Raw genomic sequence first — 18876 nt, 5'->3', positions numbered from 1 at the left:
TACTCGAGTTCGACGACCTCGAGAGGAAAAGCGTTACCTCACTCGATGGGACCCTGCGCCGGGCCGGGATCGCCTCTCTTCTCCCGGCGATACGAAGCCGATCGGCGGCGGACTCGAGCGAGGCCGGTTCGAGCCGTCGGAATCAGTTTTCGATTCGCCTCCGCCCAACGACACTGCTCATATCGGCGCGGTATTGCGCCGAATTCACAGGAAAAATTACTTTTGATCGGCCGATTACTCGGGGGTATGAGCGAGGAGCCACTCGACGATCTCGACAGAACGATCATCTACTGTCTGCAGGAGGACGCGCGCAAGACGTCGGCGAGCGGGATTGCGGAAAAAGCGGGGGTCTCGGCCAGCACGGTCCGCAACCGAATCCGGAATCTGGAGGAGGGTGGCATCCTCACCGGCTACCGGCCGGAAGTGAACTACGAGGCCGCCAGCTATCAGTTGCAGACGCTCATCGTCTGCACCGCGCCGATCCCCGATCGAGAGGCGCTCGCGCAGGAGGCCCTGGAAGTGCCCGGCGTCGTCGCCGTCAGAGAGGTCATGACCGGCACCGAGAACGTCCACGTCGAAGCGATCGGAGCGGACAGCGATGACCTCAGTCGGATCGGCCGAGACCTTGACGAGCTTGGCCTCGAAGTCGTCGACGAGGACCTCATACGAAACGAGTACGAGCGCGCCTTCCACGGGTTCGACGTAGATGAGCTATAGTATCGGTCGCTGTTGCTGGTCGTCATTTGAGCGGGTCCGTCCGGTCGATGAGTAACGGATTCGCGTCGTCCTGCTCTCTCACGTCCCCTGGACGGGTCCGCAACACAACGTGGTACTGATTGTTGGATCCCGAATTTATCGGCGGTTTTATGCGGATCCGGAGGTCACCCATCCATACAGAACCACTTATGTGCCAGAGACAATCTCCATCTTCCCATCTCCTGCTGGTTGGCAGCACACGGGCCTCGAGTCCCGTACCGACGCGGTCGCCGAACGACTGACGAACTCACTACCCAATGCCAAAAGAACTCGAACGAGACCTCGGCTTATTTGCGGTCATCGCGATCAGTATCGGCGCGATGATCGGCAGTGGAATCTTCATTCTCCCCGGCCTCGCCCTGAAGACGGCGGGCCCAGCAGTCATTCTGGCCTACTTACTCGCCGGCGTACTCGTCTTACCGGCCGCTCTGAGCAAGGCCGAAATGGCGACGGCGATGCCGGAGGCCGGCGGCACGTATATCTACATCGAGCGGGGCATGGGACCACTGCTCGGCACTATCGCCGGCGTCGGCACCTGGTTTTCCCTGTCGTTCAAGGGCGCGCTGGCACTGGTCGGCGGCGTCCCCTACGTGCTGTACCTGTTCGATTTGCCGGTGAAGCCGGTCGCGCTCGCGCTCGCGGCCGTGCTCGTCCTCGTCAATCTATTCGGCGCGAAACAGACCGGACGCCTGCAGATCGCCATCGTCGCGGTGATGCTCGCGGCGATGGTGTGGTTCGTCGTCGGGGGACTCCCGTCGACGGACAGCACCTACTACAACGGCTTCTTCGACAAAGGATCCGGCGGTCTCCTCGCCGCGACCGGTCTCGTCTTCGTCTCCTACGCTGGCGTAACTAAGATCGCGAGCGTCGCCGAGGAGGTGGAGAACCCGGATCGGAACATCCCGCTCGGGATTCTCGGTTCGCTCTGTTTCACTACGCTCCTGTACGTTCTCATCGTCGTCGTTATGGTCGGCGTAACGCCGCCCGATCTGTTGAGCGACTCCGCGGTGCCGATGATTCACGCGGCCGAGGCGACGCTTGCCTGGCCTGGCGTGATCGCCGTCATTATTGCGGCCGTCCTCGCGCTGATTAGTACGGCCAATGCTGGGATCCTGTCGTCGTCTCGGTATCCGTTCGCGATGGCTCGAGATCAGCTCGCGCCGCCGTCCCTGACGGAGATCCACGACGAGTGGGGGACGCCCGTGCGAGCGATCACGCTCACCGGTGCCGTCATGTTGGTGCTCATCGCGTTCGTCCCGATACTCCAGATCGCGAAACTGGCGAGCGCGTTCCAGATAATCGTGTTCGCACTGGTCAACGGCGCAGTTATCGCGTTCCGCGAGGGGAACGTCGGGGAGTACGATCCGAGTTTTGAGTCACCGCTCTATCCGTGGACCCAACTCGTCGGTATCGCCGGCGGATTCCTGCTCATCGGCTACATGGGAACGATCCCGCTCGTCGGCGCTGTCGTCATCACGACGGCGTCGGTGCTGTGGTACGTCTACTACGCGCGAGACCGCGTCCAGCGCGAGGGCGCTGCGACGGACGTGGTCAGGCGAAGCGTCGGTCGCAAGGCCGTCGAACAGACCAAGTCGATCGTCGAGGCGGTCGACGGCTACGAGGTACTCGTCGCGATCACCGAGGCAACGAGCGAGCGCCGGGAGCGCACATTGTTGCGGATCGCTACCGATATCGCCCGCGAGAACGACGGGAGCGTCACCGTCGTTCAGTTCGACGAAGTGGCCGACCAGGTGCCGCTCCAACAGGCATCGGAAACGCAGTCTCCCGCGGATGTCGAGTTCGAAGAGCGGACGCGGCCGTTGACCGAGGAGTTCGACGTGCCGATAAACTACGGCGAGATCGTTAGCCACGACACGAAGCGAGCGATCGCGAACTTCGCTGACCACGAGGACGCGGACTTCCTCCTCCTTGAGCGAAGCGACGATCCGCTATACGCGCCGATATTCGGAACGACGGTCGAGTGGATCACCCGCAAGGCACCGTGTGACGTCTTGCTCGTCGAGGAGCGCGACCTGGATCGGATCGATTCCGTCACGGTCGTCACCGACCGCGGCCCCTTCGATCCGCAGAAAATCACCGTCGCGAACGCGCTGGCGAATGAGGCCGGGGGCAGTATTACCTTGCTGTACCCGCTCGATGACGGGGCGACCGAGACGCAACGCGAGACGATAGACGAGTACCTCGCGGAACTCGAGTCGCTGTGTTCAGTCCCCGTCAACCGCTCGATCGTCGAGACCGACGACCCCGAAGAGGAGTTCGTTTCGGTGACCAACACCGGCGATATACTCGTTATCGGGACGGATGGCGGGCGAATTCAGGGGACACTGTTCGGTCGGCCGGCGGACAGGATCATCGACAGTGTCGACTGCACAGCGATTCAGGTCCAATCGAAGCGAGGAAAAGCCGGCCCGCTCCGTCGGTTCGTCGAGCGCACGGTGTTCTGAGGGAGATCCGATCTGCCTCCGGTGAGGGGCTGATTCGTGGTGTCGGCAAACCGTTTATCGAGACGTTGCTTCGGCCATATGTCCGTGAATTCGCCGACAAGTAGATATGCGTACTGAACATAGTCACTCATCGTTCTATGACTATAAAACCGGGCAGCACTGTCTAGTTCTGCACCTCCTCGGTCGGCGTCTTTCCGTCCAGAGCTTGGTGCGGTCTCTGGCGGTTGTAGTAGTGCATAAATTGTTCAAACCATTCGCGTGCGCTCGACCGACTGCCCACCCACGAGTTATGGAAGCGGTCAACTCGCATTTTGAAGGTGTGAAACCACTTTTCGATGAGGTTTCGATCGGTATAGTCAACCCGACGTTCAATCCTAATCGGGCAAGGGAAGTCCGGTAATCAAACTGATCGACGAGAAACACTGCCTCGGAGAGATCGTGTTTCTCACGGAGTCCATGCAGAAACGCAGCTGCCGGATCGGTGCCATGCCGACCAAACAACGCGACATCGAGAATCAGCTTCGTCTCGGTTTCTATTGCAGCATATATCCAAGACCATTCGTCGTTGATTTTGACAGCGGTCTCGTCAACCGCGACCCTTGACGGCTTCGCCGTCGACGGGTCGCACCCGCTGTCAGCCAGCCGATGTACCCAATTCCAGACCGCTCCATGTGAGCGTTCAATGTTTGAACAAGAAACTCAACGACCTACTCACTTCTCAAACTGACTCAACTAGACAGCGCCGGAAGGGTTATATGATTGTAAGATAGTCATCACACAGTAAATATTTCTAGAGTCTCATCAGTAATTCCTGAGCGCGAGTGAATTGTAACAAAATCATCTACCTTGATTGTCGTCTCTCCTGTTGGGGTGATGGCCTGATCATTCCGATCGATCCTTACCACAAGAACATTTGATGGAATAAGTCCCTCTTCGTTTGCCTGCTGGAGCGTCTTGCCAGCAATTGGTGCTCCATCTTTAACGATGACTTCGATAACATCTGCATTCCCGGAAAGCCCTGCAACACCGGTAACCGGTGAAATAGGCTCTTTCTCTCGTGGGCCGAACTGTGCATACGGACGGAAGTATTCCCGATGAATGAGGCCTTCGTCATCGATTTCGATACCGAGAGCTGTGATATCTTGTGCGATGCGCATGAGATCGTCAGTATCAGACCCGACAACCTTGATTTGGAGGTCACCTTTGCCCGTCATGATTTCTCTGACGTTGATGACGCCCGGGACATCGAGGACGCGCTGAGCTAGCTCCTGTCTGTTGGTTGCCGACGTTGTACAGATAAACAGGTTCGTGAGGCGACCATCAGCTCGTTCGTAATTGATGTGCGCGTGGTATCCTCTGATGATGCCATCTTCTTCGAGGTGCCGAATTCTATTACGGATCGTCGGCGCAGAGACATCCACTTTGTCAGCGATATCTGGTGCCGATGTATGGCGACCCTCTTGCGTCAGATAATACAAGACCTGTTCATCTATGTTATCGATCCCCTTGGGCATACTTATATCTCATACTAGGTTCTCTATCAGCTCTTAAGTTAACTTTGGTTCACGATTAAAATCACCAGTAGTCGCTATCGACATGCTAATCTGATTACCGGAAAACCGGTGATTTTCCAGTCGACACGGCCGCTCAAGGCCTCTAAACGATTAGGAATTATTTTCCAATTAATCAAACGAATCGAAATCCACAGCGGAAATTATTTCATCTTCCGGATCAGGCACTTATGTATGAGCGACCCAGATGACGAACAACCTCCAACAGAGCGGATTCCGGAGGCCCTCATCGAGCAACTCAACGCGCTTGGGCCGCCGGGACTTCGCACGGTTCACGAGTACGTCGAACGGCTGCTTGAATCGACTCAGCCACCGATCGAAGCGCAGATCCGCGAGGAAGCAACTGGTGAAATCCTCGATATCGAGGATTGGGGGATCTACACTCTAGTCCGAAAGCGTCCACTTGGTGGAGGCGAGTCCAGTGAAGATACACCTCCCGTTTCCCTCTATCACGTGACCCGGGAGCGACACCTGGACGGAGAGGAAGCTTTACACTGGGCGTTTCTGGGCGACGTGCATGAACGAGGGCAATAGACAATGCAATCGCTCACAGGCCACGTGGTGGTGCCAGTTGCCGACGAAGAGGACGCACGCACGACAGCAACGGTTCTCGAATGCTATTGTTAATACCTCTACCGAGCAGTTGCTCGGCCAGCGATCATTGATTACATGCGTATTGGCGAGGAGGCCGAAGTATTCGAAATCAGTGTCACCGAAAACGCGCCGATTACCAGCAAAACTCTCATCGAAACAGCCGACGAGAATCTGCTCTCCGATAACGTACTGGTCATCGCGATTGAACGAGAAGGAGAAAACCCGCCGATCACGCCCAGAGGGAGCACGCGTATCGAAGCCGACGATCTGCTCACCGTCTATTCGGCCTTCGGAGCAACACCCGAACTCACCGACGTATTTGGCCATCCCGAAGAAAGAGTAAAATGATATATACGACAGAAGCGAGAGGGTCATCTCCTGCGACCGAAACGGACATCAAGCCTGTCGTGACTCAAATATGCAATCAAAAGCCCGATCAGACATGAACCCAATCAGAGGAAGTAAGTAACATATGAACGAAGCGATGGAAACGATCGGCCGGGACCTCGGGCGAATGCTCGAAGCGCTGTCCGGACTGCTATTCGTGTCGCTGCTCGTCCCGCTAGTCTGGGGCGAGTACTGGACGATGCCGGCTTTGATCGTCTCTGGATTACTCCCGTTGACCATCGGTTACATGCTGACCTCGCAATTCCGCGAGGCGACCCAGCCCGGAAAGTTACACGGAATGATCATCGCTGCGACGGGCTGGTTTCTCGTCGCGATCTTCGGATCAATGCCGTTCCTCCTCATTGCGTGGACAGTCGAACTCGGCCTCCCGTTCGTCGAAACGCCAGCGCAGACGGAGACGCTCGCAGCGTTCACGCAGCCTATCAACGCGTTATTCGAGAGCATGAGTGGCTTCACCGGTACCGGGCTGACGATGACCGACGACGAGGCGGTGTTACCTCGCACCCTCCAATGGTGGCGGTCGTTCATCGAATGGGTCGGGGGCGTCGGCGTGATCGTCCTCACGACGGCGATTCTTGCGCGTCCTGGCAGCGGTTCGCTGACTCTCTACGAGAGCGAGGCCCGCTCCGAGCGGATCCATCCCAGCATCGTCTCGACGGTCCAGACCATCTGGTGGATCTTCATCCTCTTCACGTTCATCTCGATTCTCCTGCTATGGGTAGTAGGTATGCCGCTCTGGGGGGCGATCAACCACGGTATGACCGGCCTGTCGACTGGCGGGTTCTCGATCACCGATAACTCGATCGCTACCTATGATAGCGCTGCTATCGACTTCGCGCTTCTGCCGATCATGTTGCTTGGCAGCATCGCGTTTCCCATTCACTACCTCATCCTGCAGGGTGAACTGCGAAACTTCTATACGGACCTCCAGACGCGATGGGTCTTCATCTACATGACCCTCGGAACGCTTGTACTCACCGCGTTAGTGTACACCAGCGATACATACGACTCGCTGTTCACTGCATTTCGGTACGGCTCGTTCCAGTTCGTCTCGGCGGCGACCTGCGCTGGCTTCCAGACGGCCGTCGACGCAACCAACGTCGCGCTGGGCCGGTGGCCGGCACAAGCCCAGCTCACCGTCACCTTCGGAATGATCGTCGGTGGTGCGGCCGGCTCGACCGTCGGCGGCATCAAGCTCATCCGAGCGCTCACGCTACTCAAGGGAAGCCGATTTCGTATTGCCGACGTCTTCTATCCACGGACGGCCGTCCGGCGATTAAAAATTAACGGACGACGGCTTAATGACCAAGAAATGCGTCAGGAGTTCGAGGAAGCAGCAATCATCGGCTTCCTCTGGTTCGTCTTCCTCGGACTCGGCATGTTCGCACTCTTGATGGTTCTTCCGCAAGGTGAATACACCCTCGAGAATGTGATCTTCGAGGTCGCCAGCGCGCAGGGCAACGTCGGGCTATCCTCAGGAATTACAGGCCCTGAATCGCTTCCGACGCTGGGCAAGATTACGTTCCTCTTCAATATGTGGATCGGCCGCCTCGAGATCATCCCTGTCCTCGTGACGCTTCGGGCGATCATCAACCGCGGAGGGCTGTACCAATGAATATCGCAGACATTCCGATCGTCGGCGACCTCCTCGAGGCGGGTGCCGAAGATTGGGTCTTCGACTCGCTCTTACTAATTGGTCCGCTGCTCATCGCCCTCATCGCGGTTATTGGCCGATCACCGATCACGACCGGAATCACAGCCGCGTATCTGCTCTTTTTCGTTGCATACGTCCTGTACCGCGGCGTTCGCAGCTAGTCGTGACGACTTAAGCTATAGTAGCCCCTGAAAGTCAATGCTCACCCGATCGCACAGCAGTTGTGCGATCGATGTGGAAGTCGTTTCAGTTGTTACTATACACCACGATTGACGGAAAAGTAAGGGGAATCACGAAGAAGAGAAGAGGGTCTCCGTTCAACGAGTCCAGAACCCGCCAGTAAACAGGACGAGAACTGGGATAATCTCGAGGCGGCCGATCCACATGAGAAAGATCATCAGCAATTTCGAACTGGAGGGGAACTCAAGGTAGCTCCCAAAAGGACCGAGCGATCCGAAGCCAGGACCAATGTTGCCGATCGTTGCGAGGCTCGCACTGAACGCCTCGAGTGGAGTAAGCGAGTAACCAATTCGGCTCGCGTCGAGCATGATGACTAACGAGGCAATGGCGAAGATGACCAGATACAAGAATGAGAACGCAAGGACGCCACGAATTGCGTCTTCATCGACAACACTGTTGCCGAGCCGAATCGGGCGAACAGCCTCGGGATGGTAAGCTGTGAACAGTTCTCGATGAAGGAATTTGAAGACGATCAGCCACCGGATGACCTTGATGCCGCCACCGGTCGAGCCGGCGCAGCCGCCGACAAGCATGGCAAACAAAACGATGACTTTGCTCGTCGAATCCCAGTCTGCGAAGTCGCTTGTCGCGTAGCCAGTCGATGTCAGCATTGAGGTGATCTGGAAGGCACTCTGCCGTAACGAGTTTTCGAACACCCCTTCTGTCATGCCACCGAGCTCCGCCAGCGCCGGCGCGGCACCGGCGTAGAGAACCGCGGCGAGAAGAGCAGTCAGTGCGGCAATCGCGGTGATATAGGCGCGAAACTCGGAGTTGCGGATGAAGCGGTGTCCCTCGCCGCTGAAAACGTGCCAGAACAGTCCGAAATTGGTCCCGGCGATAATCATGAACGGGATGACGGTCCACTGCACGATCGCAGAGAACTCGGCGACGCTATCGGCCTCCGGCGAGAATCCGCCCGTCGGTAGCGTCGTGAATCCGTGGGCGATGGCGTTATAGAGCCCCATGTTCGGGGCCAGTCCTGCGATGTGGAGCCCATAGAGAATAGCGATGTAGACAAGAGTGAAGGCAAAGTAGACGAGCCAAAGGATGCGGGCCGTTTTGGCGATTCGCGGCGTAAGTTTCTGTAACTGCGGCCCCGGGGCTTCTGATTCGACCAGCTGTGCTCCGTTGACTGCGAGTTCGGGGAGAATCGCGACCATCAGGACGATGATCCCCATGCCGCCGAGCCACTGGGTGAGTTGGCGCCACATCATCACCGCGTGGGAGTGGCGCTCAAGCGAAATCTCGCCGAGAACCGTAGCCCCGGTCGTCGTAAAGCCAGACATCGACTCGAACAAGGCGTTGACTGGATGCGCGAGCGTCGACTCGGTCCCCCACTCCGCGAGCACGTACGGCACTGCGCCGACGATTGCGACGGCGAACCACGAGATCGCGACGAATAGCATCGCCTCGCGGATCTGCAGATCCGGCTCAGGGCTGAGACGCTCGAGACCGTACCCGACGGCGACCGTAAGCGCGATCGTCGCGACGAATGGGTACAGGGGGTCGCCGTAGATGAGCGCGATAACGATCGGGACTACGAGCGGGATGGCAAGATATTTGAGAAGGACTCCGACGAGCGCGAAACTGGCCCGCCAGTCAGTTCGCAGCCGCATAAAACACCCCGCTCGTGCAGTTGTGCCTATACACGGTATATAACGCCATTTCGGTTAACCCGTATCAATCCATCGTAACATACTTTGGTGGCTATTTTCACGGTCTCAGGCAAGAATTTGTACCACAGAACGAAGGTATTTCAGAAGATGACATTCCGTTCGGAATGCTGTGACAAGAATCTATATGCGAGCCGTGTGTATATAGCATATGAATATTCGATTACCAAGTGTTCGTCATCCTCACTCATTCTATGACGTGTTCGGCGTCGTCATGACGGCAGTGACGATCATGGCTCTTGTCCTCGCCATTCGATACGGGGCAGTGATCCGGATTGAGATGGTCGTCTTCATGGTGATCGTTTTCTTGTGGGTTTTCTGGGCGATCGAACGGATTCTCGCGGAATCCAAAACGCGCTTGAAGCAACAAAGCCGTCGGAAACGGCTATAGGACTAAGTCCAGCATACTCCTTTTGTCGTTCGCCTCTTCTCATTGATGGAGCTGTTGAGCGGCATAGCCTAGTATCCCTCTTGAAATTAAAACCACGAAAGCGATATGTTTTCAACACTCACGCAAGAACAACGACGTAAATGTATATTGTCATCGTTGGTGCGGGCGATATTGGGATGCCTCTTATTGATATCGCAACCCAGTCTGGAAATGAGGTCGTCGTCATTGAGAACGATCCCAAACGGGCGGACCGAGTTGCTGGTGAGTACGACTGTTTGGTGCTTAATGACGATGCGACAGATCACAACGCGCTTATGGATGCCGGAATTGAGCGGGCGGATGCCCTGATCAGTACGACCGACCGAGATCCGATTAACATCATGGTATGCCTGCTGGCGCAGGAACACAATGTTCCGAATATCGTCTCGGTCGTTCACGATCCTGAGCATATGAACGTGTTCTCCCAGATCGGCATTAATACGATGGAAAACCCACAAGAACTCATTGCTGAGCACCTCTACCGCGCAGTTGCCCGCCCGGCGATCGTCGATTACATGCGGATCGGGGAACAAGCAGAGGTATTCGAGATCAAGGTCACCAGGAATGCGCCGATCGACGGGAAGACACTCATCGAGGCAGCGGACGAGGATCTTCTCCCCGATGATGTCCTTATTGTCGCAATTGGCCACGAGAGAGAAGACCCGCCGACCACACCCCGGGGGAGTACACGGATCGAAGCTGGCGATCTGGTCACCGTCTATTCGGCATCCGGTCTCGATCCTGGACTTACAGGCGTGTTCGGCCATACCGAAGATCGAAGGTGATAACTATACGACTCATCGACATCTTCGAACACGGTAGTGTCGAAGTCTCGAGGGTATAATCGACGAAAGAGCATATTTACCGGTGAAATACTATGTCAAAATAGTTTACTTATATGTTACTGGAGCTGCCTTGATAGCTAACGAGAATAGCGGCGGTTGCTGCGGTAATCGGTTCTCCTGTACCTGCCGCACAGGGTGGAAGACCTATCATGTTCTCAGGATTTCAACAGAGCCGAATAGACGGCTCTGTTGAAATCCTTCTATGACGACATTCAGCAAACCACTCTCCTCGGTCTTCTTGAATGAATTGGCTAAAGTGTCAAGTATGCAAGTAAGTGAGGGTCTCCAAGGGAGTTTAACAAGGTAATATAACTATAAGTCCACGAAAATGGTATCTATGAACGCCACAAATAGAACGTCTGTAGGAATTGTATTTCTACTACTGGGTGCTGTTTCAATAGCATTAGGAATATTTGAAGGAGATGGACTCAGATACTATCGGTTGGGAATGTTCTCAGTTCTATGTGGTCTCTATTGTGCATCCTTCTCAAACGGTGGATGAATCACATAAGATATACAATCCCATTTATTATATAACATCTAATAATTTGTATTGGTGATTAAAGTGTTTGATCAAGATTATGGACGATACACGCAAGGGCGAGTTCACGAAACTGCTTCCACCAGCGTCGTGAACGAACGAACGCACCGTATTTCCGCTTGAGTCGAGAGTTCACCGTTTCGCTCTGGCTCCGTTGGCCATAGAGGTCGGTATCCAACCGAGCGTTCCACGCTTTCTGCAGTGAGGAGAACTCACGGTGTTTGGTGAGTGGGCGAATCTCGCTCTCGCGTGCTATTGCTCAAACCTGCTGGTCGTCGTATCCTTTATCTCCAAGCAGAACTTCGACTTCAGCTGCGTTGCGGTTGATGAGCGATGGCGCGATCTGCGTATCGTGTTTTCGGGTCGTTGTAATGTGGAGGTCAAGAATCGCGTTCCTCTGGTATCGACCAAGAGCGTGACTTTCAGCTGCTGAATCCTTAACTTCACTCGTTTCGTGTAGTGCTTCGAGGCGTGACTGCGGTCGAAGCCTGACGCGTCGATACCTGCGACACCGTTAGTTGGAAGTAGTGACACAGAGAGGTTGAGAAGCACCCGCCAGACTGCCATATTGAGTCGGTCGAACGCTTTGCACAGCGTTGATGGGACAGGAAGTTCAGTGAGGTTGATCGCGTTTCGAATACGAGGCATTTCGATGAGTTCGTCGAGGAATGTTCGATAGGTCGTGTTCTTCCGAACTTTGAGACAGAGCAGAACAACGTGCTGATGAAGCGTGTAACGTTGTTTCGAGTACTTTGAGGAATATCGTGAGACTGCTCGCTGGGCAAGGTGAAATGCTTCCTCGACAAATCGGAGCAACCGAGACTTTGGGAGAGTCTGCACCTACTCAAACTACCGACTGAACCTGTGACTCACTAAGGATTTCAACAGAGCCAACATCTCTGGTATTCTCTTGAATAACTCTCAGTACCACTGTAGTATATCGGTTGGTGGACAAGGTTCACTCACACAAAACCCTACGGTGGTGCGTCAGGTTTTCCGGGCCGCAGTGGTGTGCGGCAGTTCATCTTTATGCAGACGAACTGAAGTCTGACGGTGTGACTTCGGGCGTCGTACTCGATGACGCCAGCGTCGGCCGGTTTTGGGAGCGTTACGTGATGAAGTCTAATCGCGGTCTGCTCTCGGAGATCAGATGGTGGTCCAGATTCGACCAGATAATCCACAAGCGTCTCGGCCGACGCGGCGAGATCGTCCGTCCCCTGAAAATACCGGAGGACCTGGCGTCGCTGTTCGTCGGCAAGTACTGCTCACCCCGCATAGATGTTGCGACGTTCGTGGCGAAAGCCTCCTGCTGTGGAAGGTTGAACTGAGCGAAGTTGACAGTGCCGCAGTACCATCGACGGAACCGCTTTACGTGTAGCTCGACTTAGAGTGCGTATGTCATCATCGGGCTCTTCAGCGGATGTCTATGCTGAAACGCTCGCCGTCTTCGATCAGCGCGACGATCCCTGTGAACCATTCACGACGCCAGAGGTGGCAGACGCGCTCAACACCGCCAGACGAACCGTCTATAAACGCTTGGAGAAGCTGGTGAACCGTGGTGATCTAAAGACGAAGAAGGTAGGTGCCAACGCCCGGGTCTGGTGGAAACCAACAAGTCCGCCCGAGAAATCACGCACCAAAGAAGGCAAGCACCAGCGTGCCGAGTTCGAATCCAGCGTCGAAAATGTACTGGAACGAATTACTGATGGATTCTATGCCCTCGACGAAGACTTTCGATTCACGTACCTAAACACCCGAACTGAAGATCTACTGGACTTGGAGGACTCCGCTGTTCTTGGTCAGAACATCCACGATACACTCCTCTTGACTGATGCGTTCGAGACCGCGCTTTACGAGGCGTCCGAGACCCGGGAGCCTGTCAAGGTAGAAGACTACTACGACCCATTCGATGTGTGGTTCGAAAAGGTGATATATCCGTCAGAAACGGGTCTGTCGGTCTACTTCCGAGATATTACGGCCCGAAAGCGCTTGGAACACGACCTTCAAACGGAACGAGACCACTTCCGCGTAGTAATCGAAAATTCACCGGTCGTTGCATTCCGATTGGACACGGACCTGCGGTACACGTGGCTTTACAACCCGCACGAGGACTTCGAAGATGGAGATCTCATGGGTAAACGTGAAGACGAGCTATTACCGCCGGAGACGGCAGAAATGCTCATGGCCCCGAAGCGAGCCGCTCTCGAAACGGGTGAGCGGGTCAGAGAGGAACTGACCTACGAGTTACCGAGTGGTGAGGTCACGTACGATCTCACGGTTGTACCTGTCCGCGACGAAACGGGTGAGATCGACGGTTTATCGTGTGTCGCCGTGGACATCACCGACCGAAAGCAGCGTGAGCAAGATCTCAAACGCTATGAACGGATCGTCGAGACCGTCCGTGACGGCGTCTACGCCCTGGATCCCGACGACCGGTTCGTCCTCGTCAATCAGGGGTTCTGTGACCTCGTGGGCTACGACCGCGAGACGCTGCTCGGCGCTCACTCCACGCTGATCGAGAGCCTGGCAGTGAACGACACCGCGAATGCCCTCCAGGCGGAGGTCCGGGCAGGTGAGCGCGATGTCGGTGTGGTCGAAGCTGAGTTCGAAACCGCCACCGGTGAGACGGTTCCGGTGGAGAGCCGAATCGTCCCGTTCGAGTACGCCGACGGCCGCGTTGGCCGGTGCGGGATCGTCCGCGACGTCACCGAGCAGAAGCGACGAGAAGAGGAACTCAAGGCGCTGAATCGCCTCAACTCTGTGTTTCAGGGTGTCACGCACTCTATTATTGGGTCTTCCTCACGGGAGGAAATCGAGAAAACGATTACAGAGCACCTCACGAACTCCGACTCCTACGAATACGCCTGGATCGGGCACCTCGACCGGCACGGCGAGAAAATCGTCCCACAGATTGCCGGTACGAACGAGGCCGATCTCTCCGAAATACCTCTCACCTCCGCGACCGACGATCCGACGAGCCACGGACCGATCGCTACAGCGTTACGGACCGGAGAAGTTCAAGTCACGTTCGACAGCACCGCCGATCCCTTGTTCGACCAGTGGAAGCGGTCACAGGACATCCGCCACCAGGTAGGGATTTCAATTCCAATCGCCTACAAAGAGCGCGTCTATGGCGTTCTGATCCTCTACACGACACGGGAGAACGTATTCCATGAAAACGAACGCCGCATCAGTGAACGACTCGGCGAGTTCGTTGGACACGCGATCAACGCAATCGAACGGAAACAGGCCCTATTGGACGACCGCGTCCACGAAATCACGTTCCAATCTCACAGATTTGAAGAGATCCTCATCGAAGCTGCCGGTGATGAGTCGTTCACCGTATCTATCGAGAAGGTCGTTGCGCTTCCCGACGACCAGAGCATCGCATACTACTCTCTCGATGGGCTTGATCCGGCGGTTTTCATTGACGTCATCGAACAGTACAATCCCGATGCTGAGTACCACGTGTTCGACGAGGAAGGATCTCGGGCTCGCGTCGAAGTCCAGCAAAGTAACTTGACGCCTGCAACCGAACTCGCCAGGTACGACAGCTGGATTGCAGACGGAACTCTCCAGAACGGCGAGTTTCGACTCAGAGTCCAAGTGCCAAAGTACTCTCACGTTCGTGAGGTGAAAGAGGTAGTGAAGGAAGCGTATCCGGACGCCGAGGTCGTCGCACAAACCGAAGTTGAGCGCGAGAGCACACGTCTGAGTGACGTCTTTTCTGACCTGGACGACCATTTGACCGAGCGACAGCGGACTGCACTGGAGGTGGCGTACTACTCGGGGTATTTCGACTGGCCGCGCGCAATTACGGGTGAAGAATTGGCCGAGCGTTTGGACGTAACGCAAGGTACTGTCTCACACCATATTCGGCATGGAGAGCACAAGTTACTAGCAGCATTCTTTGGTTCCACATCGTAATCCGCTCCCGATTCAAACCCTTTTGTAGAGCCTCTTAACCCGGCGGGTCACTCATATATGGGTGAATGATGAGCTCAGCAGACCCCCCCTCTTGGTACCACCGCTTCGAAGACGCTGAGGTGGATGAAGCAAGCGAACTGTACCGCGGACTCGCCGACGAGCGGCGACGGGTGGTCCTCTCCGTCCTTGACCAGCGTAATACGCCGAAATCGGAGTCACAACTCGCCCGACTTGTTGCCGCGCAGGAAACAGGGGAATCACCGAACGCAGTCTCTACCGCCGATCGTGAACGAGTTCAGCTATCACTCCACCATGTCCATCTGCCGCACCTCGAAGCAATTGGCCTGATCGAACAGACTGAGGATCTCCATATAGCCTGCACTCAGCATCCATTCTGGACCACCGTTGACTTTCGCACGCTCCTGACGGTGGACGACGACGCTCCCGTTACTTTGACAGCAACCTTCGAAGCACTCGCTAATCGTTACCGTCGGGCGATCATGGTTCTCTTGAAGGAGCAGCAAGCGCTCGACGTGGAAGAGATCGCAGAAGAACTTGGTAGGACGCCGCTCTCGGGCCAGGAGCTCCCGAAATTGACGGCGGAACTCGTGCACTGCCACCTCCCGAAGCTGGAGGAAGCCCGTGTTGTGGATGTCGATTCAAGCGAGAGTCGTATCCGCTACACAGGGAACGTCGTTCTTGAGAAATGGTTCTTGGAACCCCGGACGCAGCAGGAGGAGTTAGAAGACATGCTAATGAGTAGATCCTATGGCAATTATGAACGATAGAGCTGAGGAACAGCTCCAGGCGGAGCTATCTAATCGACTACGTGATTTGGGGCTGACTGACTATGAGGCGCAGACGCTCATTGCGCTCGTCCGACTCGGAACGGGTACCGCCAAGGACATCGCGGACGCCGGCGGCCCCCCACGATCACGCGTCTACGACGCAATAGAGTCTCTCCAAAAGTGGGGGCTCGTCGATGTACAGTACGCGACCCCGCAGCGCTTTACCATCATCTCTCGTGACTCGATCGTTCAAAAGCTCGATCTCGCCCGTCAGCACTTATCAACTCGAATGGATCGCCGACGAGACGGGTGGGGTGGCCCGGTGGGCGATCAAGTCAGTACTGGCCGCTGCGGAACTGGCCGACGAGCGTGGACACGAGTCTATCCACGAGTCCGACATCGCCTATTCATTCGAGCGGGCGAAAGCGAAGATTCGAAAGGCGAATCTACAGGCATCGCCGGTGACACAGCAGCGATTGTACGAACTCGTACGCGCAGTCGGGCCGACCGGTGGCGTCAAAATGAAACGTGCCTACCTCGAGCACCAAGAAGCGATCGCCGGTCGAGACAACGATCCAGTCACGTGGCGGCAAGCCGGGAACTACTTGAGCAAGATGAGGACTACGACCTGATCAGAATGCCCGGAGAAACGAACGCGACAGTGTACGAAGCCGTCGATTCTGAGTTAGAAGCGCCTGTAGAGTTCGATCTGAGAGAGCCTGTAGAACTGGATTAGTGAGCTCTATTGGAATGTTATTATGTTCCCTATTTCGTCGTAAAACGCATATGCACTATCTGTGCGAAGCGATCACCAGATCTCATGTCTGCTTCAGATAACATCTGATTCGTGCTAAATACAGGGCGCGAATGCAACACTGGACAGTGCTTAACTACAGTCGGTACGAAATCTCACCTATGAATGACGACCCGATCGCACCGACTCCGCCAGAAGGGTTACCCGAACAACTCGTTTCGGACTTGAATGAGCTTTCCCCTGAAGAACTCCGTAAGACCATCATTCACGCGCAGGAACTGCTCAACTTCCAAGATGAGGTTCCTTCCGCAATTGAGCCGCAGTCCGGTGATGACATCATTCAGGTCACCGAACATGACAGCTATACCGAAGTGATAAAACAGGTGTACTGCAACGAGACCTGTGACGACTGCCCGCACGGTCCATACCTCTACCACGTTACTCAGGAACCCCATCCCGATGGCACGACAAAGGCATACTGGAGATTCATTGGGAACGTTCCACTTGACGACGAGTGAAGCAGGAACAGCGATCGAACGACGGATGATTACTCCACCGAATCATTATAGTGTAGGATTCCCTCAAATCTCGTATGAGCAACGCGAGCGACTCCACTCAGAGTGATCTTCTCGCTCATGTTCTCGTCCCGGTCGCACACGAGGACGATGCCCTGAAGACGGCAATAGCGCTCGAACCGTACGACCCCGACCACGTGACGGCGCTCCACGTCGTCGAAAAGGGAGCGGGGGTACCGGACAAAACGCCTGTTGAGCAATCCGAGGAGTTGGCCGCAGAGTCGTACGCTGCCGTTCGCCGGGTGTTTCCCGACGCCGGCGATCACACCGCTTACGCTCGCAATGTCGTCGGATCGATCTTTGAGGCTGCCGACGATGTTAACGCGAGCGCAATCGCCTACCGTTCTCGCGGAGGCAATCGGCTCGTTCAGTTTCTATCAGGTGACCGATCGCTCAAACTCGTTACTCAGGCAGATCGGCCGGTCATTGCCCTGCCGCAGACGGATACGAACGAGTAGCAGCCAATCGATCGAAGACGCCAGATCTCTCCTGAATCACTTGTGAGAAACAATCACAAGTTGTAATGAGCAATCTCTTGTGATTCACAAATGGGGCACTCGTCAACGTCTCTGTCGAGTTTTGCTCCACAATTTCGGCACTCGTATAGCTCTGTGTTGCTGCACGAGTTTCGCAGTGTTTCGAGTACCCCCATCCTTAGTAGAGATTGCACCTCCACGACTATTAATACTGTTTATGATAGCAGACCCTGTTAAACTCTCAGTCGACACAGAGTGATATATGAGTTTACGGCCTTGTTGAAACCCTTGCTGACAAACATGACTGGTGAGTAGCTGGAGGAAGATGGATGCTCTCCCGAAGTCACGACTCCTTCGATTCGTTGAACGGGCTATGATGCTGGCTCGCCGTGCTGTGGCACGATTCTCGACACGCTATTCACGGAAGCGGTTCACGCTCCGCCAACACGTCGTCCTGCTCTGTCTCAAAGTGAAGAAGACGACCACGTACCGTGACCTCGTTGACGAACTCATTGAGATGCCTCGCATTCGTGACGCCCTCGATCTCGATTCGATTCCCGCACCCTCGACACTCTGCAAGGCGTTCGACCGCTTGCAGATGGCCGTATGGCGGGTTCTGCTGAACGTTTCACTTGCGGACTTGCCGCTGAACGGTATCACCGGTATCGATGCGTCCGGGTTTGAACGAGCCCACACCTCAGCCCACTACACGAAGCGAACAAACCTCACCATCCAGCAGTTGAAAACGACGCTATTGGTCGATACGGCGACCAACGCCGTGCTCGATATTCACGTAACGACGACACGAAAACATGATACACAGATTGCACCACAGGTTGTGAAACGGAACGCAGCATCCATCTCGGTATTGACCGGCGACAAGGGATATGACGACCAGAAGCTCCGGCAGCTTGCCCGGAATCACGATATTCGACCGCTCATCAAGCACCGGGAGTTTACTCCACTTCACAAGGCGTGGAATGCACGTCTGGACAGCGGTCTCTACTATCGACGGAACATGAACGAGACGGTCAACGCGACGATCAAACAGAAATTCGGGGCGTTCGTGCGGTCACGCCTCTGGTGGAAGCAGTTCCGCGAACTCGTTATCAAGTGCGTTGTGCATAATCTGGAGCTGGGTCTCGCCATTTCACACGAGGCGGACGAATGTTCGTGATT

At 55.5% G+C, this 18876-nt stretch carries 14 protein-coding genes and 5 pseudogenes; 14 read left to right on the top strand and 5 right to left on the bottom strand.

What is annotated here, in order from left to right:
• Nucleotides 1–246 precede the first annotated feature (246 nt).
• Both DWB23_RS15010 and DWB23_RS15005 read left to right on the top strand, forming a co-directional pair.
• Nucleotides 247–717: an Lrp/AsnC family transcriptional regulator gene (locus DWB23_RS15010; RefSeq protein WP_121743595.1), complete on the top strand. Its 471-nt coding sequence runs from the start codon at nt 247–249 to the stop codon at nt 715–717.
• Nucleotides 718–1013: 296 nt separating this feature from the next.
• The gene (locus tag DWB23_RS15005; RefSeq protein WP_121743594.1) at nt 1014–3221 is read left to right on the top strand and encodes an amino acid permease; all 2208 of its coding nucleotides are present in this window, start codon (nt 1014–1016) and stop codon (nt 3219–3221) included.
• A 163-nt stretch (nt 3222–3384) separates the two neighbouring features.
• On the opposite strand, the pseudogene DWB23_RS15000 reads toward DWB23_RS15005, so the two are convergent.
• Nucleotides 3385–3905: pseudogene (locus tag DWB23_RS15000) on the bottom strand (IS6 family transposase); the annotation flags it as partial.
• 89 nt (nt 3906–3994) lie between these two features.
• Entirely contained in the window at nt 3995–4735 is a 741-nt protein-coding gene (locus tag DWB23_RS14995) for an Lrp/AsnC family transcriptional regulator (RefSeq protein WP_121743593.1), read from the bottom strand.
• Between the two features lie 231 nt (nt 4736–4966).
• Here DWB23_RS14995 and DWB23_RS14990 point away from each other — a divergent pair, with 231 nt between their 5' ends.
• The 4 genes and pseudogenes from DWB23_RS14990 (at nt 4967) to DWB23_RS14975 (ending at nt 7609) form a co-directional block, all read left to right on the top strand.
• A complete protein-coding gene (locus DWB23_RS14990) occupies nt 4967–5326 on the top strand; it encodes a hypothetical protein (protein ID WP_121743696.1) in 360 nt (119 codons plus the stop codon).
• 93 nt (nt 5327–5419) lie between these two features.
• A pseudogene (locus DWB23_RS14985) lies at nt 5420–5734 on the top strand (TrkA C-terminal domain-containing protein); the annotation flags it as partial.
• 124 nt (nt 5735–5858) lie between these two features.
• Entirely contained in the window at nt 5859–7409 is a 1551-nt protein-coding gene (locus DWB23_RS14980) for a TrkH family potassium uptake protein (protein ID WP_121743592.1), read from the top strand.
• Entirely contained in the window at nt 7406–7609 is a 204-nt protein-coding gene (locus DWB23_RS14975; protein ID WP_121743591.1) for a hypothetical protein, read from the top strand. The genes DWB23_RS14980 and DWB23_RS14975 overlap by 4 nt, the downstream gene beginning before the upstream one ends.
• A 156-nt stretch (nt 7610–7765) precedes the next feature.
• Here DWB23_RS14975 and DWB23_RS14970 read toward each other — a convergent pair whose 3' ends face one another.
• Nucleotides 7766–9304, bottom strand: a complete 1539-nt coding sequence (locus DWB23_RS14970) for a TrkH family potassium uptake protein (protein ID WP_121743590.1) — start codon at nt 9302–9304, stop codon at nt 7766–7768.
• A gap of 588 nt (nt 9305–9892) precedes the next feature.
• On the opposite strand from DWB23_RS14970, the gene DWB23_RS14960 reads away from it, so the two are divergent.
• Nucleotides 9893–10576 (top strand): potassium channel family protein, encoded by a 684-nt coding sequence (locus tag DWB23_RS14960; RefSeq protein WP_121743588.1) that lies wholly within the window; start codon nt 9893–9895, stop codon nt 10574–10576.
• Nucleotides 10577–11196: 620 nt separating this feature from the next.
• Here the strand turns inward: DWB23_RS14960 and DWB23_RS14955 are convergent.
• A pseudogene (locus DWB23_RS14955) lies at nt 11197–12017 on the bottom strand (IS5 family transposase).
• A gap of 134 nt (nt 12018–12151) precedes the next feature.
• Nucleotides 12152–12379 (bottom strand): annotated as a pseudogene (locus tag DWB23_RS24125) (DUF7344 domain-containing protein); the annotation flags it as partial.
• 193 nt (nt 12380–12572) lie between these two features.
• Between DWB23_RS24125 and DWB23_RS14945 the strand changes: the two are divergent.
• From DWB23_RS14945 to DWB23_RS14915, 7 genes and pseudogenes are all read left to right on the top strand, one after another.
• On the top strand, nt 12573–15104 hold the full coding sequence (locus tag DWB23_RS14945; RefSeq protein ID WP_121743586.1) for a PAS domain-containing protein: 2532 nt from the start codon (nt 12573–12575) through the stop codon (nt 15102–15104).
• A 68-nt stretch (nt 15105–15172) separates the two neighbouring features.
• The gene (locus tag DWB23_RS14940; RefSeq protein WP_162989838.1) at nt 15173–15892 is read left to right on the top strand and encodes a DUF7344 domain-containing protein; all 720 of its coding nucleotides are present in this window, start codon (nt 15173–15175) and stop codon (nt 15890–15892) included.
• Nucleotides 15873–16115 (top strand): annotated as a pseudogene (locus DWB23_RS24040) (TrmB family transcriptional regulator); the annotation flags it as partial. The gene DWB23_RS14940 and the pseudogene DWB23_RS24040, both read left to right, overlap by 20 nt.
• A 13-nt stretch (nt 16116–16128) precedes the next feature.
• The gene (locus tag DWB23_RS23525) at nt 16129–16524 is read left to right on the top strand and encodes a Cdc6/Cdc18 family protein (RefSeq protein ID WP_238717462.1); all 396 of its coding nucleotides are present in this window, start codon (nt 16129–16131) and stop codon (nt 16522–16524) included.
• 283 nt (nt 16525–16807) lie between these two features.
• The gene (locus DWB23_RS14925; protein ID WP_121743584.1) at nt 16808–17164 is read left to right on the top strand and encodes a hypothetical protein; all 357 of its coding nucleotides are present in this window, start codon (nt 16808–16810) and stop codon (nt 17162–17164) included.
• A gap of 74 nt (nt 17165–17238) precedes the next feature.
• A complete protein-coding gene (locus DWB23_RS14920; protein WP_121743583.1) occupies nt 17239–17679 on the top strand; it encodes a universal stress protein in 441 nt (146 codons plus the stop codon).
• 343 nt (nt 17680–18022) lie between these two features.
• Nucleotides 18023–18874 carry an IS5 family transposase gene (locus DWB23_RS14915; protein ID WP_121743695.1) on the top strand — a complete coding sequence of 284 codons (852 nt, stop codon included), beginning with the start codon at nt 18023–18025 and terminating at the stop codon, nt 18872–18874.
• Nucleotides 18875–18876: the final 2 nt, after the last annotated feature.

Origin of the sequence: Natronorubrum halophilum (assembly GCF_003670115.1) — an archaeon.
Lineage (GTDB): Archaea > Halobacteriota > Halobacteria > Halobacteriales > Natrialbaceae > Natronorubrum > Natronorubrum halophilum.
This window is presented reverse-complemented; position numbering and strand designations above follow the sequence as displayed.

What these genes read in the sequence shown, in the direction of transcription:
- DWB23_RS15010 (WP_121743595.1), top strand. Translation starts at nt 247, where the DNA reads ATGAGCGAGGAGCCACTCGACGATCTCGACAGAACGATCATCTACTGT.
- DWB23_RS15005 (WP_121743594.1), top strand. Translation starts at nt 1,014, where the DNA reads ATGCCAAAAGAACTCGAACGAGACCTCGGCTTATTTGCGGTCATCGCG.
- DWB23_RS14995 (WP_121743593.1), bottom strand. Translation starts at nt 4,735, where the DNA reads ATGCCCAAGGGGATCGATAACATAGATGAACAGGTCTTGTATTATCTG.
- DWB23_RS14990 (WP_121743696.1), top strand. Translation starts at nt 4,967, where the DNA reads ATGAGCGACCCAGATGACGAACAACCTCCAACAGAGCGGATTCCGGAG.
- DWB23_RS14980 (WP_121743592.1), top strand. Translation starts at nt 5,859, where the DNA reads ATGAACGAAGCGATGGAAACGATCGGCCGGGACCTCGGGCGAATGCTC.
- DWB23_RS14975 (WP_121743591.1), top strand. Translation starts at nt 7,406, where the DNA reads ATGAATATCGCAGACATTCCGATCGTCGGCGACCTCCTCGAGGCGGGT.
- DWB23_RS14970 (WP_121743590.1), bottom strand. Translation starts at nt 9,304, where the DNA reads ATGCGGCTGCGAACTGACTGGCGGGCCAGTTTCGCGCTCGTCGGAGTC.
- DWB23_RS14960 (WP_121743588.1), top strand. Translation starts at nt 9,893, where the DNA reads ATGTATATTGTCATCGTTGGTGCGGGCGATATTGGGATGCCTCTTATT.
- DWB23_RS14945 (WP_121743586.1), top strand. Translation starts at nt 12,573, where the DNA reads ATGTCATCATCGGGCTCTTCAGCGGATGTCTATGCTGAAACGCTCGCC.
- DWB23_RS14940 (WP_162989838.1), top strand. Translation starts at nt 15,173, where the DNA reads ATGAGCTCAGCAGACCCCCCCTCTTGGTACCACCGCTTCGAAGACGCT.
- DWB23_RS14925 (WP_121743584.1), top strand. Translation starts at nt 16,808, where the DNA reads ATGAATGACGACCCGATCGCACCGACTCCGCCAGAAGGGTTACCCGAA.
- DWB23_RS14920 (WP_121743583.1), top strand. Translation starts at nt 17,239, where the DNA reads ATGAGCAACGCGAGCGACTCCACTCAGAGTGATCTTCTCGCTCATGTT.
- DWB23_RS14915 (WP_121743695.1), top strand. Translation starts at nt 18,023, where the DNA reads ATGGATGCTCTCCCGAAGTCACGACTCCTTCGATTCGTTGAACGGGCT.